At 64.5% G+C, this 21,656-nt stretch carries 18 protein-coding genes and 2 pseudogenes; 9 read left to right on the top strand and 11 right to left on the bottom strand.

The annotated features are described in order from the left end of the window. Positions 1–80: 80 nt before the first annotated feature. The 4 genes and pseudogenes from ONR75_RS14505 to ONR75_RS14490 form a co-directional block, all read right to left on the bottom strand. Positions 81–940, bottom strand: a pseudogene (locus ONR75_RS14505) (MaoC/PaaZ C-terminal domain-containing protein). 160 nt (positions 941–1,100) lie between these two features. Beyond that, the gene (locus ONR75_RS14500; protein WP_265083197.1) at positions 1,101–1,490 is read right to left on the bottom strand and encodes a Zn-ribbon domain-containing OB-fold protein; all 390 of its coding nucleotides are present in this window, start codon (positions 1,488–1,490) and stop codon (positions 1,101–1,103) included. Then, a complete protein-coding gene (locus ONR75_RS14495; protein ID WP_265083196.1) occupies positions 1,490–2,638 on the bottom strand; it encodes a thiolase domain-containing protein in 1,149 nt (382 codons plus the stop codon). Before ONR75_RS14495 ends, ONR75_RS14500 begins: the two co-directional genes overlap by 1 nt. A gap of 274 nt (positions 2,639–2,912) precedes the next feature. Next, entirely contained in the window at positions 2,913–6,395 is a 3,483-nt protein-coding gene (locus tag ONR75_RS14490; protein WP_265083195.1) for an indolepyruvate ferredoxin oxidoreductase family protein, read from the bottom strand. Between the two features lie 367 nt (positions 6,396–6,762). Here ONR75_RS14490 and ONR75_RS14485 point away from each other — a divergent pair, with 367 nt between their 5' ends. After that, positions 6,763–6,975 carry a hypothetical protein gene (locus ONR75_RS14485; protein ID WP_265083194.1) on the top strand — a complete coding sequence of 71 codons (213 nt, stop codon included), beginning with the start codon at positions 6,763–6,765 and terminating at the stop codon, positions 6,973–6,975. Here ONR75_RS14485 and ONR75_RS14480 read toward each other — a convergent pair. Further along, positions 6,972–7,628 carry a methionyl-tRNA formyltransferase gene (locus tag ONR75_RS14480; protein WP_265083193.1) on the bottom strand — a complete coding sequence of 219 codons (657 nt, stop codon included), beginning with the start codon at positions 7,626–7,628 and terminating at the stop codon, positions 6,972–6,974. The two genes, ONR75_RS14485 and ONR75_RS14480, sit on opposite strands and share 4 nt — an antisense overlap. Before the next feature lie 136 nt (positions 7,629–7,764). Between ONR75_RS14480 and ONR75_RS14475 the strand changes: the two genes are divergently transcribed. Further along, positions 7,765–8,220: a hypothetical protein gene (locus ONR75_RS14475; protein ID WP_265083192.1), complete on the top strand. Its 456-nt coding sequence runs from the start codon at positions 7,765–7,767 to the stop codon at positions 8,218–8,220. A 69-nt stretch (positions 8,221–8,289) separates the two neighbouring features. On the opposite strand, the gene ONR75_RS14470 is transcribed toward ONR75_RS14475, so the two are convergent. After that, a complete protein-coding gene (locus ONR75_RS14470; RefSeq protein ID WP_265083191.1) occupies positions 8,290–8,640 on the bottom strand; it encodes an antibiotic biosynthesis monooxygenase family protein in 351 nt (116 codons plus the stop codon). 386 nt (positions 8,641–9,026) lie between these two features. Here ONR75_RS14470 and ONR75_RS14465 point away from each other — a divergent pair, with 386 nt between their 5' ends. From ONR75_RS14465 to ONR75_RS14435, 7 genes and pseudogenes are all read left to right on the top strand, one after another. Then, entirely contained in the window at positions 9,027–11,057 is a 2,031-nt protein-coding gene (locus tag ONR75_RS14465; protein ID WP_265083190.1) for a methyl-accepting chemotaxis protein, read from the top strand. A 137-nt stretch (positions 11,058–11,194) separates the two neighbouring features. Next, entirely contained in the window at positions 11,195–12,700 is a 1,506-nt protein-coding gene (locus tag ONR75_RS14460; RefSeq protein WP_265083189.1) for an FAD/NAD(P)-binding protein, read from the top strand. A gap of 34 nt (positions 12,701–12,734) precedes the next feature. Then, the gene (locus tag ONR75_RS14455; RefSeq protein ID WP_265083188.1) at positions 12,735–13,754 is read left to right on the top strand and encodes a sulfotransferase family protein; all 1,020 of its coding nucleotides are present in this window, start codon (positions 12,735–12,737) and stop codon (positions 13,752–13,754) included. Next, positions 13,751–14,698, top strand: coding sequence for a sulfate adenylyltransferase subunit CysD (gene cysD, locus ONR75_RS14450; protein WP_265083187.1), 948 nt, complete (start codon positions 13,751–13,753; stop codon positions 14,696–14,698). Before ONR75_RS14455 ends, cysD begins: the two co-directional genes overlap by 4 nt. Continuing rightward, a pseudogene (cysC, locus tag ONR75_RS14445) lies at positions 14,698–16,589 on the top strand (adenylyl-sulfate kinase). The gene cysD and the pseudogene cysC overlap by 1 nt, the downstream one beginning before the upstream one ends. A 110-nt stretch (positions 16,590–16,699) precedes the next feature. Then, a complete protein-coding gene (locus ONR75_RS14440; RefSeq protein ID WP_320109730.1) occupies positions 16,700–17,707 on the top strand; it encodes an alpha/beta hydrolase in 1,008 nt (335 codons plus the stop codon). 177 nt (positions 17,708–17,884) lie between these two features. Continuing rightward, the gene (locus ONR75_RS14435; RefSeq protein WP_265083186.1) at positions 17,885–18,166 is read left to right on the top strand and encodes a GCG_CRPN prefix-to-repeats domain-containing protein; all 282 of its coding nucleotides are present in this window, start codon (positions 17,885–17,887) and stop codon (positions 18,164–18,166) included. 63 nt (positions 18,167–18,229) lie between these two features. Here the strand turns inward: ONR75_RS14435 and ONR75_RS14430 are convergent, their stop codons facing one another. The 5 genes from ONR75_RS14430 to ONR75_RS14410 form a co-directional block, all read right to left on the bottom strand. Beyond that, positions 18,230–18,517, bottom strand: a complete 288-nt coding sequence (locus tag ONR75_RS14430) for a hypothetical protein (RefSeq protein ID WP_265083185.1) — start codon at positions 18,515–18,517, stop codon at positions 18,230–18,232. A 223-nt stretch (positions 18,518–18,740) separates the two neighbouring features. Further along, entirely contained in the window at positions 18,741–19,373 is a 633-nt protein-coding gene (locus tag ONR75_RS14425; protein ID WP_265083184.1) for a trimeric intracellular cation channel family protein, read from the bottom strand. Positions 19,374–19,584: 211 nt separating this feature from the next. Further along, entirely contained in the window at positions 19,585–19,842 is a 258-nt protein-coding gene (locus ONR75_RS14420; protein ID WP_265083183.1) for a DUF2442 domain-containing protein, read from the bottom strand. Beyond that, positions 19,823–20,059, bottom strand: coding sequence for a DUF4160 domain-containing protein (locus ONR75_RS14415; RefSeq protein WP_265083182.1), 237 nt, complete (start codon positions 20,057–20,059; stop codon positions 19,823–19,825). Before ONR75_RS14415 ends, ONR75_RS14420 begins: the two co-directional genes overlap by 20 nt. Positions 20,060–20,101: 42 nt before the next feature. Continuing rightward, entirely contained in the window at positions 20,102–21,634 is a 1,533-nt protein-coding gene (locus tag ONR75_RS14410) for an acyl-CoA carboxylase subunit beta (RefSeq protein ID WP_265083181.1), read from the bottom strand. Positions 21,635–21,656: the final 22 nt, after the last annotated feature.

Raw genomic sequence — 21,656 nt, 5'->3', positions numbered from 1 at the left:
CCGGCGTATCGGCCCCGGATCTGCAGCGCACCACGTCGCTTCGCGACGCATTGCGCTGCGTCCGGGGCACCAGTCCGTGCCTACGCCAGCACCGTCTTGCCGCTCTTGATCACCGTGACGTTGCGCTCTTTCACCTTGGCCTCGAACGACACCACGTTGCCGTCCTTCCACAGCTCCATGGTCACCGTCTCGCCGGGATAGACCGGCGACGAGAACCGCACCGCATGCTGCTTGAATGCCGACGGATCATAGTCGGCATAGGTCTGCAGCACGCCGCGGCAGGTGATACCGTAGGTGCACATGCCGTGCAGGATCGGGCGTGGAAAGCCGGCGCGCTTGGCGAATTCCGGATCGGAATGCAGCGGGTTGCGGTCTCCGCACAGGCGATAGACCAGCGCCTGATCGGGCCGCGTGGTGATATCGACGGTCTGGTCCGGCGCGCGGGTCGGCACCTTGTGCGGCTCCGGCTGGCCCTCAGAGGGACCGCCGAAACCGCCGTCGCCACGGGCGAAGCGCGACGCCACCAGCGTGGCCAGCGCCTCGCCGGCCTCGTTGCGCAGGATGGTCTGGTGGCGGATCACCGCGCCCTTGTCCTTGCCCTTGTCGAAGACGGCGAGCACGCTGGAATCGGCGGTGATCTTCGCCGCCACCGGCAGCGGCCGGTGAAAGGTGATGTCGCGTTCGCCGTCGACCACCATCAACTTGTTCAGGTTCATCTCGCCGGGACCCGCCCCCAAGCGGCCACCGACGCGAAGGTCGGCACCACCTTCAGCGGCCGCGGCGTGTAGGTGCCTTCATTGACGAAAGCCAGTTCCTTCTCGTCCATGGGATCGGCGCCCATGCCGATGCCATAGGCGTAGAGCATGACCTCGCGATCGGTCCAGCCATAAGGCTGTCCGATGTTCTTCATCGCCATCAGCGCGTCGTAGTTGATCGGCATGGGTGGTTTCTCCCTTTTTTGCAGCGCTCATGATGGCGCCCTCTCAACATTTTCCGTTGTCGCCCCCGCGAAGGCGGGGCCCAGTAAACACTGCCGTCGGTGTTTATTGGATCCCCGCATGCGCGGGGATGACACCTGAGGGTGCGGCAGCTGCAAGCATCTACGCCGGCGTGAAGAACGGCAGCGGTGCGCCGTCGGTGGGCTTCCACACCACCTTGACCTTCTGCCCGATTTTCAGCGTATCCATGTCGCAGTCGACGATGTTGGTCTGCACCGACGGGCCCTCCTTCAGCGTCACATAGGCGATGGCATAGGGACCGGTGGCGGATTTGCGCATCAGGCTGAAGGTGTAGATCTCGGCCTCGCCCGAACTCTCTTCCCACACGGTCTGGTCGGAGAAGCACAGCGGGCAGATCGAGCGCGGAAAATAATGCGCCTCGCCGCAGGCGGTGCAGCGCTTGATCAGGAACTTGCCCTGCTTGGCGGCGTCCCAGAACGGCTGCGTCTCGGGATTGCCCACGGGGGCCGGATACTTCTTCGCTTCAGTCATCACACGCGCTCCAGAATGGCGGTCGAGGCGGCGTGGCGCACGCCGAGCAGGCCGCCGGTGCCATGGGCGATGGCGAGATCGCAGTTCGGCACCTGCACCTTGGGATGGGCTTCGCCGCGCAGCTGGCGCACGGCTTCGAGGATCTTGGTCATGCCGCCGCGGTTGACGGGATGATTGCTGCACAGCCCGCCGCCGTCGGTGTTGAACGGCAGCTTGCCGACGCCTGAGATCAGGTTGCCGTCGGACACGAACTTGCCGCCGTCGCCCTTCTTGCAGAAGCCGAGATCCTCGAGCTGCATCAGCACGGTGATGGTGAAGCTGTCGTAGATCGAGGCGTACTTCATGTCCTGCGGCGTCACGCCGGCCTCCTCGAAGGCGCGCGGGCCAGACCACACGCCGGCGGAGTAAGTGAGGTCGAGATCCTTGCCGCCGCGCGGACCCTTCATGGCCTCGCCATGGCCGATCAGGCGCACCAGCGGCTTCTTCAGGCTCCTGGCGATTTCCGGCGTGGTCACGATCATCGCGCCGCCACCGTCTGAGACCACACAGCAGTCGAGACGGTGCAGCGGATCGGAGATCATGGGCGAATTCAGCACGTCCTCGACAGTGACGACATCCTTGAGCATCGCATGGGGATTCCACTGCGCGTGATGGGATGCTGCGACCTTGATCCAGGCGAGCTGTTCGCTGGTGGTGCCGTAGTCGTGCATGTGGCGCATGGCACACATGCCATAGGCATTGTGGGTGGTGGCGCCATAGGCAGTCTCGAAATCCGCCTCGGCGCCCTGCTGGCGCGGCGGCATCACGCCGGTGCGCGGCTTGCCGGCCAGCGTCACCAGGGCGATCGAGCATTTGCCGGCGGCGATGGCCTGCGCGGCGTGGCCGAGATGGATGATGTAGGAGCAGCCGCCGGTCTCAGTGGAATCGACGTGTCGCGGCTTCAGCCCGAGATAGTCGACCATCGGCCAGAGGCCGCCCGGCGCATCGCCGGCGCAGAAATAGCCGTCGACGTCCTTGTGCGTCAGCCCGGCATCCTCAAGCGCGCCCCTGGCGACTTCGGCATGCAGCTGCGCGACCGACTTATCGGGTGCGTGTCGTGTCGGGTGTTCGTAGATCCCGGCAATGTAGGCCTTGCCCTTGATGCTCAAGAAATTCTCCGCTGGCGTTACGTCCCTGTCGGTTTTTCTGACCTGTCGGGCACGCCTTGGCAAGCGCAACATTTCACGATGCGGATGCGAATTTCTCAGTGCGGAATACAGTTGCGAAATGGAATGCTGTCGTCGCTCGGCCTGCGCGCAATCGCGCGCCAGGACCGGGCGACCCAGTAAACATTGCCGCCGGTGTCTAATGGGTCACCCGGTCAAGCCGGGTGACGACACCAGAGTGTTCGGCTACGTCGTCGTAACACCCGCGGCATCGGCCCTACTCCGCTGCGATCTGCCGCGGTGCCGGCGGCGGATTGGCGAGATCGGCGGCGAGCTGCGCGTAGCGCGCCTTGGCGTCGTGCACCGACTTCTCCTTCACCGGGCCATAGCCGCGGATGGTGTCGGGCAGCGACAGCAACTCCACGGCGATGTCCAGCGTTTGCGGCGACAGCAGCGTCAGCACGGTGGCGACGTCCTTCTCGTAGCCGGCGATCAGGTCGCGTTCGAGCTTGCGGTCGGCGCTGTAGCCGAACACATCGAGCGCGGTACCGCGCAGGCCACGCAGCCCGGCAAGGATACGGAACAGCGGCAGCATCCATGCGCCGAAGGCGCGCTTCTTCGGCCTGCCCATTGCATCCACGCCGGGCAGCATCGGCGGCGCCAGGTTGAAGTTGATCTTGAAGTCGCCCTCGAACTGGTCACGCACCTGCTTCTCGAAACGACCGTCGGTGTAGAGCCGCGCGACTTCGTACTCGTCCTTGTAGGCCAGCAGTTTGGCGTAGTTGATGGCGACCGCGCGCGGCAGCGCCTCGCCATAGCCATCGGAGGCTGCGCGCACCTGCGCCACCAGTTTGCGGTAGCGGTCGGCCAAAGCGACATTCTGGTAGTCGGTCAGCAGCGCACCGCGATGGACGATGATCTCGTCGAGTGACATCTCGTCCAGCGTCTTCGGCGCGATGGTTTCGTCGGCGCCTTTCAGCATGTCCGCCAGTCGTGCCGGATCGGCGGCGGCCAGGCGCCCGAGTTGGAACGCCAGCATGTTCATCTTGATCGACACGCCGTTGAGCTCGATGGCCTGCTCGATCGAGGCCGCCTGCAGCGGCAGCAGACCCTGCTGATAGGCAAAGCCCATCATTATCATGTTCGTGGCGATGGAGTCGCCGAGCAGCGCTTCGGCCGCCTTGGTGAAATCGAGGAAGGTCGACTCCTTCTTCAACGAGGCTTCCAGCACGTTATTGACGCGGCGGGTCTGGAAATTGAAATCGCGGTTGCGCACGAAATCGGCGATCGGGATCAGATGCGTGTTGACGATGCCGAAGGTTCGGCCCGCCTCACACAGTCCGATCGTATCCTTGGCAACGGCAACCACTTCATCGGCTGCGATCAGGAGATCGGCAGTGCCGGTGACGATGCGCGAACAGGTCACCTCCTCCGTGGTCTCGGCGAGACGAACATGGCTGAGCACCGCGCCGCCCTTTTGCGCCAGGCCCGACATGTCCAGGATCATGCTGGCCTTGCCCTCGATATGCGCGGCCATGCCGAGCAGCGCGCCGATGGTCAGCACGCCGGTGCCGCCGACGCCGCCAACGGCGACGTTGTAGGGCCGCTCGAGACCCGGTCGGCGCAAGGGCTCAGGCAACGCGCCGATAGTGCCGAGTTCGACCGGCGTCTTGCGCTTCAACTTTCCGCCATCGACGGTGACGAAGGACGGGCAGAAGCCCTTGAGGCAGGAGTAGTCCTTGTTGCAGCTGGACTGGTTGATGGTGCGCTTGCGACCCAGCGCGGTTTCCAGCGGCTCCACCGAGATGCAGTTCGACTGCACCGAGCAGTCGCCGCAGCCTTCGCAGACCGCGGGATTGATGATGACGCGGCGCTGTGGATCCTCCAGCGTGCCCCTCTTGCGGCGGCGGCGCTTCTCGGCGGCGCAGGTCTGCACGAACACGATGGCCGAACAGCCCGGCACCTCGCGCAGCGTCTTCATGACATGGTCGAGTTCGTCGCGATGCGCGAGCTTTGTCCCCGGCGCAATGGACGCGGCCGGATAGGCGTCGGGATTTTCCGAGACCAGGTAGATGTCGCGGATGCCCTCGCTGTGGAGCTGAAAAGTAATCTGCTGCGGCGACAACTCGCCGTCATGCTTCTGGCCGCCGGTCATGGCCACGGCATCGTTGTAAAGGATCTTGTAGGTGATGTTGGCTTTTGAGGCGATCGACTGGCGGATCGCCAGCGAGCCCGAATGGAAGTAAGTCCCGTCGCCGAGATTGGCGAAGATGTGCTTTTCGTCGGTGAACGGTGCGATGCCGGTCCATGGCACGCCCTCACCGCCCATATGGGTAAAGGTCTCGGTGTTGCGGTCCATCCACAGCGTCATGAAGTGACAGCCGATTCCGGCCAGCGCGCGTGAACCTTCCGGCACCTTGGTCGATGTGTTGTGCGGACAGCCCGAGCAGAAATACGGCGTGCGGGTGATCGGCACCACGGCCTGCACCTGCGAGGCATCGCGGCCGTGAAACCAATCGGCCTTGGCGCGCAGCAGCGCGGCCACCTCCGGATCGATCTCCATGGCCAGCAGACGATCGACCAGCGAGGTCGCGACCTTGGCGACGCTCAGTTCCTCGGCGAACGGAAGGAAGCGGTGATCCTTGTCGTCCATCTTGCCGATAATGCGCGGGCGCACGTCGTCGCGCCAGTTGAACAGCTCCTGCTTGACCTGGTTCTCGACGATCTCGCGACGTTCCTCGACGATGAAGATCTCCTCGAGACCCACCGCGAAGCTGCGCACGCCTTCCGGCTCCAGCGGCCACGGCATGCCGATCTTGTACAGCCGCAGCCCGATCTTCGCCGCCACCTGTTCGGTGATGCCCAATTCGCGCAGCGCCTGACGCACGTCCTCATAGCTCTTGCCGGACGCCATGATGCCGAACCGGGCATTCGGCGAATCCATGGTGACGCGGTTGATGTTGTTGGCGCGGGCGAAGGCGATGGCGGCAAAGCCCTTGTAGTCCTGCAGGCGGCGATCCTGGTCGTACCGATCGTCCGGCCAGCGCAGGTTCAACCCGCTCGGCGGAATTTCGAAATCGGTGGGAATGTTGAACGGCTTGAGTTCGTTGTTGAGGTCGATCTCCGCGGTGGTCTCCACCGTCTCGGTGATCACCTTCATGCCCACCCAGCAGCCGGAATAGCGCGACATAGCGATGCCCAGCAGACCCATTTCGATCATCTCATGGATCGACGACGGATAGAGATAGGGCATCAGCGCCGACATGAAGGCGTGGTCGGACTGGTGCGGCACGGTGGACGATTTGGCGCCGTGGTCGTCGCCGGCGAGGCACAGCACGCCGCCGAATTTGGCCGAGCCCGCGGCGTTGCCGTGGCGGAACACGTCGCCGCAGCGATCGACGCCCGGCCCCTTGCCGTACCAGATGCCGACCACGCCATCATACTTGGCGCCGGGGGAGAGATTGAGCTGCTGGGTGCCCCAGATTGCGGTGGCCGCGAGATCCTCGTTGACGCCCGGCTGGAATTTGACGCCGTAGGTGTCGAGATGTTTTCGCGCCGCCATCAGTTGCTGGTCATAGCCGCCGAGCGGCGAGCCGCGATAGCCGGTAACGAAGGCGGCGGTGTTGAGACCGGCGGCGCGATCGCGGCGGACCTGAGCCATCGGCAGCCGCACCAGCGCCTGGATGCCGGTCAGGAAGATGTGGCCGGAACCCTGGGTGTATTTCTGGTCGAGACTGATCGGCCCCTGATTGATTCCCATTCCGCCCTCATTCGCTGCGATACTCGCTGGTCTTGCAGCGGCGCTGTTGTTGATCTTGAGACGGAGTCATCGACTCCATTAGAAACAGTCTATGTTGGTTTCCGAGGCCGGCGCACCTCAATTCTCCGCAACGGAGGTCCGCGAAACAACAACGCAATTTCGTTCTGGAACCGGCGACAGAGGCGACGGCTTGTGTCGCTGCAGGGCCGCCCTGCGCAAGGACGTAAGCCCCCTGCTCGCTCTGCGGCAGCGCAGCAAGGCTCCGCAATCGCAATAGTGCTGCGAATTAGGCAGCAAAAGGCGGAACATTGGCCTTTACCAGCCATTGGCTAGGGACCACCCTGACCACTCAGGCGAGGAGGATCATATGGCGCATGAGATTCACAGCGGCGCTCCCAGCAGCAGCCCGGGCGCGACCGACTTCGGGACGGTTCATGATCACAAACCGACCAAGGCCATGATTGGCGTGGCGCTCATGATCGTGCTGGGATTCGTCTTCTACGAGCTGGGCGGCAAGTCACCCGCCGTGCACTCGTCATCCGCGCCAGTGGCGCACCAGACAATGGCGTCCAGCCACTAGCCCTCGACAGCTTCGGTTGCGTCGGGCACCGCATGCAGCGCCATCCGCCGACGCTGCGGCGCCGATACAATATGCCGCAGAACGGGCATGCTACGCCCGCGAATCGTCTGGTGAATCGCGCTGGCGGCGTCGGCAGCCTCCTCACGACGGGCGCCCCAGCGCATGGCACGCTGCACGAGGGGTTGCGACTGCGTCGACAGCGGTCCGGCCAGACGCCAGAACATCTGCATCACGCGGCCGAGGGCCAACTCTTCAAGCCCGTGCAGTTCGATGTCCTGCGGGACCGGAAACATCTCGACATCGACGATCGGACCGGCATCATCGCGCGGCGTCATGCGATGCGCGGTCGCGCCGAAGTGCCGTGCGCCGTCCTGCAGCGCGAGTCGCGCCGGCGCGGCGTCGGGATATTGCGGCGATCCCGGATGGAAACGATAGGCGCCGAAGCCGAGCTGTTCGAGCGTTTCGGGCGGCACGGTCGTCGGCGTCGCGAAGGCAATCAGGCGGGCGCGCTGCAGCCATTCGGACTCGATGGCGGCAAGATCGGCGACGGTGAAGACCGGATGGACCAGCAACTGCGAATTATAGCCGCGCAACACCGATGCCAAAGCGGCCTGCTCGACCGCGCCAGCGAGCAAAATGATCGTATCAAACATTTACGACGCCAGCCTGTTCAGATGAATCACTGCGCTGATTCTCGCAGCCAGCTGTTAAAATCTGATTAGCCATCGCCCGGCGCGCGGAACACCTGCCCGGCTCCGCTGTTTATCTTCCCGCACAGGAGGATCCGACATGGCCAACCCCATCAACCCGAACGATCCCTATCGCCCGAATGGAGCCGACGACGAGATGACGCGCCGCGCAGACCGCCTCGAGAAAATCCAGCCAGATCCGCAGCTCGCGGAGGCGCCGGCCAATGGCGGCCGGATCGCGATGGCGGCGCTTGGTATTGCCGTCATTCTCGGTGCGGTGTTCTATGGCCTCAATGCGGGGTCAATGAATCCCGCGGACAGCTCGAAGTCAGCGACGCAGAGTGCGCCGGCCGTTCAGGACAACGCCCAGACGACGCCCCGAACGCCCACCAACAACATCGCCGACTCCAAGCCGCCGGTGTCTCCGGGAGTTCGCGACGTGACGCCGCACAACAACCAGAACAACCAGCCCGGCGTAACCACGGGCGCAGCACCGTCGCGACCGCAGCCGCCGGCTAACGGGCGCGATGGCGCCGACGGCGGTACGCGAAACTGACTACGATCTGGCAGATCGTATTGACATCCCGGCCGGCGCTTCGACAAGCGTCCGTCCGGGCTGTGACGATCAGAGACCGTCGTGTCTGGTGCGACTATCGCTCGGTGCTTCTGCACGGTCCGTCATGCCATAGTCGCGGATAATGCCGGCGATGCGCAAACGATAGTTGGCAAAGATCTGCGCACGGCCGCGGCCCTGGGTCGCGCGGTGCTCAGGCGTATTGCGCCACGCAGCCACTGCCGCCTCGTCCCGGAACAGCGAGAGAGACAGTATCTTTCCAGGCTCGGTCAGGCTCTCAAACCGCTCCACCGAAATGAAGCCGTCGATCGTCGCAAGCAGCGGCTTCAGCTCGGCAGCAAGATCGAAGTACTGCTGACGATGTTCCGGCTTCGGCCAGACTTCAAAGATGACGGCAATCATCACAACCTCCCTTTTCCATCTGCCTAGCTCAGCTCGTGACCATACGCAAAAGCTGCGCCCCTGCGCCGGTGATGGCCAGCGCCACCGCCCGGGAAGATAGCCCGTTGGTGCCGCGTCACGGTCCATCGATGCTTCGGCTCTTTGCTATCGACGCATGACGTCACGGCCCGACAGCGCAATGAGTGCTGCCCTGTTCTGTGCGGGCACAACCTCGTCAGCGTCGCTGCCCTGCATCACCTCCGGTTGCCGAGCCATAACCGCGCCAAATACCCCCGGGGTTGTACGACCCGAAAACTTCACCCTTAATTAAATGCAAGAGCCGACCGTGAATCCCGGAGGCAAAGGTAAAGCCCCACTCAAAACTCTCAAAAAACAGGGGGCGTCTCTTGGCCCGGCTCAACTTTCGCATCGGCACCAAGCTTGGCCTGACGGCAGGCATCGGCGTATTGCTCATAGCGGGCATGATGACCAACGAGATCATCGGCAACGACTCGATCGCATTGTCGAGCCGGATGGTCCTCGTCAATACGTCCAACAAATCCGACCTGCAGGGAACCGACGTGTTGCTGGCGCGGACCGAGCTCGCGATGCGCAATATCGGCAGTGCCAACACGGTGGCCCAGATGGAGAATGGCCTGAAGGAGGTGCACGGGCATCTCGCCGGAGCCAGCGCACTTCTGAACGCCGCCGAGCAGCGCGCCACACGGCAGCCGACGAAAGACGGCTATCGCGCGATCCAGGTGATCTTTCAGAAATATCTGACTATCGCCGCTGACCTTGCCGCGGCAAGGAAGGCCGCGCTCGATGGCGGTGTGGAACGCGCCCAGGCAACGCTGAACTGGGACCGCGCCTTCGACGGATTGCTGGCCTCCCCTGCTTTGGCCGCGCTACCCAATCATCGGGATATCGAGCTTGAATTGCGGACAGCGGACGGCGCCTACAACGCAGCGCGCGCCGCCGCCTGGCAGTTTGCTGCTGCGGCTGAGCCAAAGCAGATCGAACTCCTCTCCAGCGAGGCCGTCGTGGCGATCGACTCGCTCAAACGCGCGCGCAAGCTGGCCGGCGAAGCCGGTCAGACCGCGGTCATCGACACGCTGGTCGCGGCAGCCGTCAAGTTCAAGAGCTCAGCGGAAGCCGTCGCCAAGGCCGAAGACCGCAAATTCCACATCCGCGACGAGCAGGCAGCCCCGCTTGTCGCAGACATCGGCAGCCGCATCGTCAAGCTGACCGAGGTCGCCAACGGATTTGCCGCCATGCGGCAGGCCGAATTGCTCGCGGAACTGAGCCGCGTCGCGACGGTTGCGCTCGCGGTCGGCGCGCTGGTGGTGCTGGTGCAGATCGGCTCTGCGCTGTTCTCGGTGCTGACCATCGCCCGCCCGATCCGCCGCATCGGCGAAGTGCTGCTCGACCTCGCCGGCGGCAACGAGGCAGTCGCCATCCCCTATACCGAGCGCGGCGACGAAGTCGGCGACAATGCCCGCGCGGCACGCACCTTCCGAGACAATCTGATTCGCATCGAGCAGATGGAAGCGGAACAGAAGGATCTGGAGGCCGCCACTGCTGGTCGCCGCAAGGCCGAAATGGCCAAACTGGCAGACGCGTTCCAGGCGGCGGTGGGCGGCATCGTCGAATCCGTATCGTCGGCCTCCGGCGAACTCGAGAAGGCCGCGGGCACGCTGTCCGGAACGGCGGAAGAAACCCAGCAACTGTCCGGCCTGGTCGCCTCGGCCTCCGAGGAAGCTTCGGCCAACGTGGAATCGGTGGCCTCCGCCGCCGAAGAAATGAGCGCGTCCGTCACCGAAATCAGCCGACAGGTGCACGATTCCAGCCGCATCGCCGGCGAAGCCGTCAAACAGGCCGAGCTCACGGACGTGCGCATCAACGAATTGTCGGAGGCCGCCGGCCGCATCGGCGACGTTGTCAAGCTGATCACTGCGATTGCCGAGCAGACCAACCTGCTCGCACTCAACGCCACCATCGAGGCGGCCCGCGCCGGCGAATCCGGCCGCGGCTTTGCCGTGGTCGCCAGCGAGGTCAAGGCGCTGGCGGCGCAGACCGCGAAGGCCACCGACGAGATCAGCGTGCAGATCACCGGCATGCAGGCGGCAACCAGAGACTCCGTTGGCGCGATCAAGGAGATCGGTTCGACCATCAGCCGCATCGCGGAGATCGCCTCGATCATTGCCGCCACCGTTGAAGAACAGGGCGCAGCGACCTCCGAGATCGCCCGCAATGTCGGCGAAGCGGCCAAGGGCACCGCCCAGGTCGCGGAGAAGATCACGCAAGTCAACCGCGGGGCCAGCGCCACCGGCTCGGCCTCGGCCCAGGTGCTGATGTCGGCCCGCTCGCTGTCGAAGGAGAGCGGCAGCCTCAAGAGCGAAGTCGAGAGCTTCCTGCAGACTGTCAGGGCAGCCTGAACCACCACCGGGGTGCAATCGCCGCATCGCGCCCCGGCCGCCTCGTCGATCACCTCACTACAGCAAGCCGGCCGTCAGAGCTGGCCATGCGAAGCCTTGCCTTTTGTACGCAAGCATCCGGTCGTCAGGAGAGAAAAATGAAAATCAGCATCGTTGGCTGCGGCGCGACCGGGATCGCCATCCTGCGGCATCTTGCCGAACTGGCCTGTTCAGGCGGGGATCGCAGCCCGGTGTCGGAGATCCAGCTGTTCGACAAGTCGGGTTTTGACGGCGGCATGGCCTATCGCACCCAGAGCGATCAGCATCTGCTCAACATGCGGGTGTCGACCATGTCGATCCGCGCCGGCGACAGTCAGGACTTCCTGCGCTGGACATCGCGGGCCGGCGTTCCCTGCGAGGCCAACGATCACCTGCCACGCAAGGTCTATCGCGACTATCTCGAGGACGTCAGGCAGTCCGCCATCGAGCGCTGCCGCAATGTCGGCATCCGCGTCTCGGTCGAACATGCCGAAGTCGTCGCCATGCACCTCACCCCCGCCGGCGACATTGTGCTCGAGACGGATCACCATGAAAGCTACGTGTCGTCGGTGATGGTATTGTGCACCGGGCACAACGTGCCCGGCGACAATTACAACCTCGCCGCCAGCAAAAACTTCGTGCCCGATCCCTATGCTGACTTCAGCTTCGCCGATCGGAGCGACCTGGAGGTCGGCATTCTCGGCAGCGGCCTGACCGCCATCGACAGCGTGCTGGCACTGGCGCGTAGCCATCCCTCCATCCGGATCACCTGCATGTCCCGCAGCGGCCTGTTTCCCACCGTGCAGGCGATCAGCAAGCCGGCTGCCGACGGCGAATTCCGCGACGCGCTGCGTCGCTACGTCGACGGCATCGGCCGGACCGAGGCCGACGACCTGGCATCCACCATCTCCCGCCTGCTGTACGCCACCACGGGATTGCGCTGCAACCTGTCGTTCAGCAACGACCATGCCGATGCACTCGCCGACCTCGAGCACAATATCGCACAGACCGAAGCGCGCGCACCGAACGTGACCTCCTACCTGACCGGCGTTGTCGACATCGTCTGCGACGCCTGGAGCAAGATGGATCACGGCGAGAAATCCCGCTTCATGACCTACTACAACTCCGGCTGGCTCAGGAACCGCTCCGCAATGCCGCTGGCCAATGCCCTCAAGGTGCGCGACCTGCTGCGCACCGGCCGACTGTCGACCCGTTCGTCGCTACGCACCGTGACCGCCATCGGCAGCCGCTTTCGGGCGACATTCGGAACCGGCAGCAGTTGCGATATGGATCATGTGATCGCCGCCACCGGCCCGTCCTATCAGCTTGATGCGCTGCCGCTCTATGCCGACATGCAGCGCCAGGGTCTCGTCGTTCTCGATGCGCATGGCGGCATTCGCTGCGACTACGACGACAGCCGCGTCCTCGACGAGCGCGGCAGCAAGCACAGCAACATCTTCGCGGTCGGCAGCCCGACCAAGGGCACGCACTTCTATGCCGGCGCGGTCGACATCAACCTGCGCCGCGCCGAATCCGTCATCGACACCATCCTTCGCAATGCAGAGCAACTGCGATCGCGCAGCACCGGCGCCGAGACCGCCGCCAAACTCGAAGCCGTGGACTGACCTTCCGTCATCAAGCCCGCCAGGAGCACCGCACATGAACTCCGTGACCACCCCCATCGACGAACTCGAACGCCTCGCCGATCTCGTGCATCGCCAGCATCCCTCCGTGAACACCCAGCTGCTGATGCCCGACGACAAATACCAGACCCGCACCGTCACCCTCGACGCGGTGATGCGCGAAGTCACCGACTGCATTGCACAGGAATTTCGCGGTCGTCGGGCCGCGGACTTCCCGACGCTGTATTGCGCCTGGGGCAAGTGCCGCGTCGGATCGACGGCGCTGACCAACCTGTTCGGTGTCGCCGGCATGCCGTCCTACTTCCAGCCGGTGAAGGTGGTGCTCCGCCACGCGCTGATGGGTCGTGCCGGCGCGCCGTGGGACCTGCCCTTCGCCGCCGACCACCCGGTGGTGTTCAGCAAGGAAATGGCTGGCCCTTACGCGCTGGCCGAGTGCCTGTTCCAGCCGCTGCAGCCATTGATCGAAGCCGGCTACCCCGCCGACAAGTTGCACTTCATCATGCTCGATCGTGATCCCGCCAGCTCGCTGGCATCGTGGATCGAGAAATGGTCGGACCGCGTGCCTGACGCGACCCTGATGCAGAACTTCGTCATCTCTTCGCTGAACACGCTGCGCGTCGAGACCTATGCCCGGCGCCAGGGCGTGCCGGTCACGCACTACGTTTACGAGGCCAGCAAGGAGCCGGTGCCATCGATCCGCGCCCTGTTCACACGGCTCGGGCTGGCGCATCGCTTCACCGAGGATGCGGTGACCGAATGGAACGAGATGGGCAGACTGGAATCCAAGGACGCGCGCATCACCTTCGTCAAGGAGCCCACGGTCTACACCGTCCCCGGCCTGCATGGCGAGGACACCGCCTATCGTTACCGGACCCGCAAGACCAGCGGGCTGAGCGCGGACCGGCTGGACCTGCTTGACCGCTTCGGCATCAACGGCATCTACCGGACGTCGGTGGAGGCCTGCATCCGCGACCTCGGCTTCGATGCGGCGACGGCAGAGCGTTTGTTCGGCGACGTGCTCGGTGTCGACGCATGATCGACACCATCGACTCTCCCGACATCGCGCCGGCAATCGCACGCGGCACCACCAGCCACCTGCAGCGGCTGGAGGCGGAGAGCATCCACATCCTGCGTGAGGTGGCGGCGGAATTCCGCAAGCCGGTGATGCTGTATTCGATCGGCAAGGATTCCTCGGTGCTCCTGCATCTGGCGATGAAGGCGTTCTTTCCCGGCAAGCCGCCCTTTCCGCTGCTGCATGTGGACACCACCTGGAAGTTTCGCGAGATGATCGCGTTTCGCGACCAGCGCGTCCGCGACCTCGGCCTCGATCTGCTGGTCCACATCAATCCCGACGGCATCGCGCAGGGCATCGGCCCGTTCAGCCACGGCTCGGCCGTGCATACCGACGTGATGAAGACCCAGGGGCTGCGCCAGGCGCTCGACCTGCACGGCTTCGATGCCGCAATCGGCGGCGCGCGGCGCGACGAGGAAAAGTCCCGCGCCAAGGAGCGCATCTTCTCGCATCGCAGCGCCGCGCATCGCTGGGATCCGAAGAACCAGCGGCCTGAGCTGTGGAGTCTGTACAATACGCTGCTGGCGCCGGGCGAAAGCATGCGCGTGTTCCCGTTGTCGAACTGGACCGAGCTCGACATCTGGGAATATATCCTGCTGCAGGATATCCCGATCGTGCCGCTGTATTTCGCCGCCCCACGGCCGGTGGTCGAGCGCGACGGTGCGCTGATCATGGTCGACGACGCGCGCATGACGATGCGGCCGGGCGAGACGCCGGAGCTGCGTTCAGTGCGGTTTCGTACGCTCGGCTGCTATCCCCTCACCGGCGCGATGCCCTCCACCGCCGCGACGCTGCCGGAGATCGTCCAGGAGATGATGGGCTCACGCACGAGCGAGCGCGAGGGCCGCGTCATCGACCGTGACAGCGCCGCGTCCATGGAACGCAAGAAAGCGGAGGGCTATTTCTGATGACCATGACCGATGAGCCGCTCGACCGCGCGCTCGACGCGCTGCACTTCGACCATGGCGACCGCCCGACCCTTCGCTTCGTCACCTGCGGCAGCGTCGACGACGGCAAGAGCACGCTGGTCGGCCGGCTGCTGTACGATTCCAAACTGCTGCTTGACGACCAGCTCAGCGCGCTCGAGGCCGAGAGCAATATCGCAGGCAGCAGCGGAGCGCTGGATTTCGCGCTGCTGGTGGACGGCCTGCAGGCCGAGCGCGAGCAAGGCATCACCATCGACGTCGCCTATCGCTTTTTCGGCACCGCCCGGCGCCGCTTCGTGGTCGCCGATACGCCGGGCCACGTCCAGTACACCCGCAACATGGCCACCGGCGCCTCGCACGCCGAACTGGCTGTGGTGCTGATCGATGCCCGCAAGGGCGTCATCACCCAGACCCGCCGCCACAGCCATATCCTCGGCCTGTTCGGTATCCGCCACGTGGTACTTGCGGTGAACAAGATGGATCTGGTCGGGTTCGACGAGGATCGCTTCACCGAGATCGCCGTCGAATATCGCCTGCTCGCGGAAAAGCTCGGCATTGCCCACGTGCAGTGCATCCCGGTGGCGGCGCGCGACGGCGACAACATTTTTACGCCGAGCGCGCGGATGCCCTGGTACACCGGCCCCACGATCATGGCACATCTGGAGACCGTCGATGTCTCCGGCGATGTCGCAAGCCGGCCGATGCGCTTTCCGGTGCAGTGGGTGAATCGGCCCCATGCGGAGTTTCGTGGTTTCAGCGGCCGTATCGCCAACGGCACGGTGCAGCGCGGCGACGCGGTGACGGTGCAGCCGTCGGACCGCCGCAGCCACATCGCCCGCATCGTGACGGCCGACGGCGATCTTGACGCGGCCGTGGCCGGACAATCGGTGACGCTGGTGCTGGCCGACGAGGTCGACGTCAGCCGCGGCGACGTGCTGACGTCCGGTGCGCCGCCGCTGGTGTCGGACCAGTTCTCCGCGCATCTGGTGTGGTTCGACGACGCCGTCCTGCTGCCTGGTCGTCGCTATATCCTGAAATGCGGCAGCGCCACCACCGGCGCGGTGATCACCACGCTGAAGCACAGCGTGGCCATCGACACCATGGAGCATCAGGCGGCCACCACGCTGGCCGCCAACAAGATCGGCTGTGTCAATCTCAGCCTCGACAGGCCGCTGGTGTGCGAGGCCTATGCCGACGATCGCGCGCTCGGCAGTTTCATCCTGATCGATCCGATCAGCCATTGCACCGCGGCAGCGGGATCATCGATTTCGCGCTGCGCCGCGCCAGCAACATCCAGTGGCAGACGCTGGATGTCGACAAGACCGTACGCGCCCGCCTCAAGCAGCAGAAACCCTGCGTGCTCTGGCTGACCGGCCTCAGCGGCGCCGGCAAGTCGTCGATCGCCAATCTGGTCGACCGCAGGCTGTGCGAACTCGGCCGCCACGCCTATTTGCTTGACGGCGACAATCTTCGCCACGGCCTCAACAACGATCTCGGCTTCACCGCGGAAGCAAGGGTCGAGAACATCCGCCGCGTCGCCGAGGTTGCAAAGCTGTTCATCGATGCCGGCATGATCGTGCTGGTGTCGCTGATCTCGCCGTTCCGCAGCGAGCGCGACATGGCGCGTAGCCGCCTTGCTGCAGGCGAATTCATCGAGATCCATGTCGCGACGCCGCTCGACGAATGCGAACGCCGCGACCCCAAAGGCCTGTATCACCGCGCCCGCGCCGGCCAGCTGCCGAATTTTACGGGCATCGACTCGCCCTATGAGGCGCCGGAACAACCGGAGATCGTGCTCGACACCGCGGCGCTCTCGGCGGAAGCCGCCTGCGAGCGCATCATGGCCTATCTGCAGGACCATCGCTACGTGTAGTGGCCTCGCCGCTGCACGGCTGCATCCCCGAAACGTGAGGAGCTCTCACCTTACCTTCGCCACAAGCAGGCACCAAGCAGGCGCATCAATTGCCAACCGGATGTTCCCCGATGAAACGCCTGCTGCTGTCCGCCCTGCTCGCCACGCTTCCACTCTCTTTTGCCCATGGCGCCGAGCCGATCGCGCGTGAACCCTACGGCATCGGCCTCGAGGGTTTCGCCTATCCCTACCCCGTCAAGATGCTGCCGGTCGTCAATGACGGCGAGCAGCTCAACATGGCCTATATGGACGTGAGGCCGACGGCGAAGCCCAACGGCCACACCGTTCTGCTGCTGCACGGCCGCAACTTCCCGTCGAGCTACTGGGCGCCGGTGATCGCCGTGCTCAGCGACGCGGGCTACCGCGTCGTCGTGCCGGACCAGGTCGGCTTCGGCAAATCCTCGAAGCCCGCGGGCGACCTGCATTTCGACACGCTGGCGCGCAACACGATGGCCCTGATGAACTTTCTGGCCATTCCGCAGTTCGACATCGTCGCGCATTCGCTGGGCGGTATGCTCGGCGTGCGCCTGGCACGCGCCAATCCCGACAATGTGGATCACCTGCTGCTGGCCGCGCCGATCGGCCTCGAGGACTACCGCCTCTACGTGCCGCCGACACCTACCGAGAAGATCATCGAGACCGAGGACAAACTCACCGCCGAGGCGTACCGCAAGCAGCTGGAGGTCAATTACGCGCTGAAGCTGCAGCCGGACCAGGTGACGCCGTTCATCGACGCGCGATTCAACATCAAGGGCGCGGCCGACTATCCGCGCTGGCTGCGGGCCTTCGCGAGCTCGGCGCAAATGATCTATCGCGAGCCGGTGGTTCACGAGATCCCGCTCATCGCGCAACCGACCCTGTTCATCATGGGTGCCGACGACCACAACGCACCGGGCAAGCCCAACGCGCCCGAGGCATTGCGGCCGAAGATGGGCCAGAACGCCGATCTGGCCAAAGCGCTTGCCGCGCAGATGCCCAAGGCCAGGGCCGAGGTGCTCCCCGACGCCGGACATCTGGTGTTTCTCGATGCCGCACCGAAATTCAACGAGCTGATGCTGGCGTTCCTGGCGAGCAAATAGCGAAAATTGCAGCGCGGACGGGTCGGACGCACGTCGGTATATTCATCCCGTATTCAGGCAGAATCAGTTATCTGCGATAGTACGTGAAGGCTGACCGACGTCCGGACCTTCGCCACGCACCGACACGATCGCGGGCGTTTCGTTTGCAGTGCCGCCACGCGGCCAATGGAGGAAACCATGAAGAAGCTCTTTGCCGCGGCGTTGTTCGCCGCCACCGTCGGCGGACTCGGCGCAGCCAGCGCCATGCCGCTCGCGCCGTTGAACGCCGCCGACACCGCCGCCGTGATTCAGGTGGCGCAGGGCTGCGGCCCCGGCTGGGCGCGCGGACCGATGGGCCGTTGCCGCCCGATGGGACGCGGTCCGGTTGTGGTGGTGCGCCGCCCGGCGCCGGTGGTCGTGGTGCGTCCCGGCCGCGGCTACCGGCCGGGCTACGTCTACCGCCACGGCCGTCACTACTGAGCGGCGCGAATCCGAACACGGAAAACCCCGCTCACGCGGGGTTTTTGTGCGCATCCATGCCGGCTATCTGCAGCTCTCGCTGCCGCCGGCAAACTGCGCGGCTTGGCCTTCGATCGGCCGCAGGCAGACATACCAGCCCTTGGCGCCCGGCGGAATCTGCTGGCTGCACGAGACCGTCTCGGTGCCCGCGGGCGTGGTGAAGCGGCACTCGACCTTGCAGGTGACCGGCCGGGTAGATTCATTGTCGGTCTTGACGATCACTGAATCCTTTGCCGGCGATACCGCGCAGCTATAGGCCCCCGCCGGCGGCGCCGCCGTCGTGCCGGCCAGGATCGCCATCATCGCTGCCATTCGCAGCTCACGTCCCCGCCGGACGGGCTCGCGGTTTGTGGGTGTCGCAAACACTGACATGGAACAGGGCACGGCAGACCTTCGGGTAATTGGCGCGGGATTGCACCGAACGGCATCGTTCGGCGCGATCCCGATTGGTCGCCCCTGCCGACCGAAGGTTCATACCGAAGGCGAACACCATCGCGCGCTGCGCCACCGCCGGACGACAGGGCGTCAGAACGCCCTACGCGTTGTCGCTGTCATAGACGAATTTAGGCATTTCTAGTTTGAGCCGGATCGCGAGCAACCGGAATGTCAGCCCGACCGCGAAGGCCGCGGCGATGACGAGATCCGGGCTGACCTGCAGCTTGATGCCGCCGATATACAATAGCCCGGTGACGATCGACACGCTGGCATAGAGCTCGCTGCGAAACAGCAGCGGCACGTCGTTGCACAGCACGTCGCGGAGCACCCCGCCGACGCAGCCGGTGATCATGCCGGCGACCACCACGATCAGCAGCGGCTGGTTCATGCCCAGCGCGATGTTGCACCCCATGATGGTGAAGACCACAAGGCCGATGGCGTCGAGCAGCAGAAAGATCGCATGGAAGCGATGCACGAAACGGGCAAGGCCGATGGTCAGCAGCGCAGCGCCGCCGGTCACCAGCAGAAGGTACGGGCTGTCGACCCACCACAGCGGATGGTGACCGAGCAGAACGTCACGCACCGAACCGCCCCCGAGCGCGGTGATGCAGCCGAGCATGGCGACGCCGAGCCAGTCCATCTTGCGACGCCCGGCGGCCAGCGCCGCCGTCATGGCCTCGGCCACCAGCGCAATCATCGCCAGCGGAAACAGCAGTGCTTCGGTATGCGGCATGAGAATCGACCAGAGTGGATGAATGCACTCTGTAGCACGAAACCGACGGACCGCCGCGCCGGCTGCTTCCCACGCATTGTCGCCACCGCGTTGGGAACCCGCAATGCCGTGTGAGTCCGAGGCCCGCATCAGCGAAGGTGATATGCGGGACTTGATGGGTCGTGTTTTAAACCCGGATGTCGCTTCGCTCGTCCCGGCTACGCTGACTTGGTTACCTTGCCGAAATCGCCGATTTTCCCTGCAGCATCCCAGCGATGCTCAGGTCCTCGTCAATCTCGGGCCAGTGAATACCCATCGGCATGATCTCGTAGTTGGCGCGCTGCGCAGGCGACGCCTGATCGAGGCGCGGGTACCAGGCGAGCGGCGTCGCGATCCTGCGACCATCGCGCAAGGTCACGATCAACTCCGTCGTAGTGCATTCGACCGACCGTGCTCGAAGATCGCCAACATCAATTTCCAAAGTGCTCATTCCACGCATCCATAAGGTCGGCTTGATGCATACGAAGATGACGGATGATACCGCCAATCTCGTGCGGCCGGAAGCCAATGTTGACGGCAACTGTCAGGTCGTGAAGCCAAAATTTCACTTCCATGTCTCCGCTGCGGACGTGCACGTGCGCTGGCTCTGCGCCATCCGCAGAATAGAAGAAGGCGCGATACGGTCCCCATCGCAAAACCGTCGGCATCTACCCTCCAGGTGCAGCCAGCCCCCGATGGCACCTAACGACTCACAACGGCATGTTGTCGTGCTTCTTCATCGGCACATCCACCGCCTTGTCCTTCAGCATCGCCAGCGCGCGGGCGATGCGGCGGCGGGTGGAGTGCGGCATGATGACGTCGTCGATGTAGCCGCGTTCGGCGGCGACGAAGGGAGACAGGAAGCGGTCCTCGTATTCCTTGGTGCGCGCCGCGATTTTTTCGGCATCGCCGATGTCCTGGCGGAAGATGATCTCCACCGCGCCCTTGGCACCCATCACGGCGATCTGCGCGGTCGGCCAGGCGTAGTTCATGTCGGCGCCGATTTCCTTCGAGGCCATCACGTCGAACGCGCCGCCATAGGCTTTTCGCGTGATGACCGTGACGAGAGGCACGGTGCACTGGCTGTAGGCGAACAAGAGCTTGGCGCCGTGCTTGATCAGGCCGCCATATTCCTGCGCGGTGCCCGGCAGGAAGCCCGGCACGTCGACGAAGGTGACAATGGGAATGTTGAAGGCGTCGCAGAAGCGCACGAAGCGCGCCGCCTTGCGCGAAGCGTCAGAGTCGAGCACGCCGGCCAGCACCATCGGCTGGTTGGCGACGAAGCCCACGGTCTTGCCGGCGATGCGGCCGAATCCGGTGACGATGTTCTTGGCGAAGGTCTCGGCGATCTCGAAGAAGTCGCCCTCGTCCACGACTTTCAGGATCAGCTCCTTGATGTCGTAGGGCTTGTTGGGATTGTCGGGGATCAGCGTGTCCAGCGAGTAGTCGACGCGCTCGATGTCGTCGAAGCTCGGCCATTCCGGCACGCCCGACATGTTGTTGGCCGGCAGGAAGTCGATCAGCCGGCGCATCTGCAGCAGCGTCTCGACGTCGTTCTCGAACGCGCCGTCGGCGATCGAGGAGCGCGTCGCGTGCACGCTGGCGCCGCCGAGCTCTTCCGCTGTGACCACCTCGTTGGTGACGGTCTTCACCACATCCGGACCGGTAACGAACATGTAGCTGGTGTTCTTCACCATGAAGATGAAGTCGGTCATGGCCGGCGAATAGACATCGCCGCCGGCGCACGGCCCCATGATGACCGAGATCTGCGGTATCACGCCGGACGCCTGCACATTGCGACGGAACACGTAGGAATAGCCCGCGAGCGCCGCGACGCCTTCCTGGATGCGCGCGCCGCCGGCGTCGTACAGCCCGATGATCGGCGCACGGGCTTTCATCGCCATGTCCTGGATCTTGACGATTTTCTGCGCGTGGGTCTCGGAGAGCGAACCGCCGAACACGGTAAAATCCTTGGCGAAGACGAAGGTCTTGCGGCCGTTGACGGTGCCCCAGCCGGTGACCACGCCGTCGCCGGGGATCTTCGACTTCTCCATCCCGAATTCGACCGAGCGGTGCTCGACGAACATGTCGAACTCCTCGAACGACCCCTTGTCGAGCAACAGCTCGATGCGCTCCCGCGCCGTCAGCTTGCCCTTGGCATGCTGCGACTCGATGCGCTTCTCGCCGCCGCCCAGCTTGGCGCCGGCACGACGGTCTTCGAGGGTGTCCAGGATGTCTTTCATGCGAGTCCCCAATGGCCGCGCG

Source organism: Rhodopseudomonas sp. P2A-2r, assembly GCF_026015985.1.
Classification (GTDB): domain Bacteria; phylum Pseudomonadota; class Alphaproteobacteria; order Rhizobiales; family Xanthobacteraceae; genus Tardiphaga.
Note: the sequence above shows the minus strand (reverse complement) of the source record. Positions and strands in the feature narration are given on the sequence as shown.

What these genes read in the sequence shown, in the direction of transcription:
- ONR75_RS14415 (WP_265083182.1), bottom strand. Translation starts at nt 20,059, where the DNA reads ATGCCGACGGTTTTGCGATGGGGACCGTATCGCGCCTTCTTCTATTCT.
- ONR75_RS14470 (WP_265083191.1), bottom strand. Translation starts at nt 8,640, where the DNA reads ATGATTGCCGTCATCTTTGAAGTCTGGCCGAAGCCGGAACATCGTCAG.
- ONR75_RS14410 (WP_265083181.1), bottom strand. Translation starts at nt 21,634, where the DNA reads ATGAAAGACATCCTGGACACCCTCGAAGACCGTCGTGCCGGCGCCAAG.
- cysD (WP_265083187.1), top strand. Translation starts at nt 13,751, where the DNA reads ATGATCGACACCATCGACTCTCCCGACATCGCGCCGGCAATCGCACGC.
- ONR75_RS14460 (WP_265083189.1), top strand. Translation starts at nt 11,195, where the DNA reads ATGAAAATCAGCATCGTTGGCTGCGGCGCGACCGGGATCGCCATCCTG.
- ONR75_RS14475 (WP_265083192.1), top strand. Translation starts at nt 7,765, where the DNA reads ATGGCCAACCCCATCAACCCGAACGATCCCTATCGCCCGAATGGAGCC.
- ONR75_RS14430 (WP_265083185.1), bottom strand. Translation starts at nt 18,517, where the DNA reads ATGGCAGCGATGATGGCGATCCTGGCCGGCACGACGGCGGCGCCGCCG.
- ONR75_RS14480 (WP_265083193.1), bottom strand. Translation starts at nt 7,628, where the DNA reads ATGTTTGATACGATCATTTTGCTCGCTGGCGCGGTCGAGCAGGCCGCT.
- ONR75_RS14440 (WP_320109730.1), top strand. Translation starts at nt 16,700, where the DNA reads ATGAAACGCCTGCTGCTGTCCGCCCTGCTCGCCACGCTTCCACTCTCT.
- ONR75_RS14420 (WP_265083183.1), bottom strand. Translation starts at nt 19,842, where the DNA reads ATGAGCACTTTGGAAATTGATGTTGGCGATCTTCGAGCACGGTCGGTC.
- ONR75_RS14490 (WP_265083195.1), bottom strand. Translation starts at nt 6,395, where the DNA reads ATGGGAATCAATCAGGGGCCGATCAGTCTCGACCAGAAATACACCCAG.
- ONR75_RS14435 (WP_265083186.1), top strand. Translation starts at nt 17,885, where the DNA reads ATGAAGAAGCTCTTTGCCGCGGCGTTGTTCGCCGCCACCGTCGGCGGA.
- ONR75_RS14455 (WP_265083188.1), top strand. Translation starts at nt 12,735, where the DNA reads ATGAACTCCGTGACCACCCCCATCGACGAACTCGAACGCCTCGCCGAT.
- ONR75_RS14500 (WP_265083197.1), bottom strand. Translation starts at nt 1,490, where the DNA reads ATGACTGAAGCGAAGAAGTATCCGGCCCCCGTGGGCAATCCCGAGACG.
- ONR75_RS14425 (WP_265083184.1), bottom strand. Translation starts at nt 19,373, where the DNA reads ATGCCGCATACCGAAGCACTGCTGTTTCCGCTGGCGATGATTGCGCTG.
- ONR75_RS14485 (WP_265083194.1), top strand. Translation starts at nt 6,763, where the DNA reads ATGGCGCATGAGATTCACAGCGGCGCTCCCAGCAGCAGCCCGGGCGCG.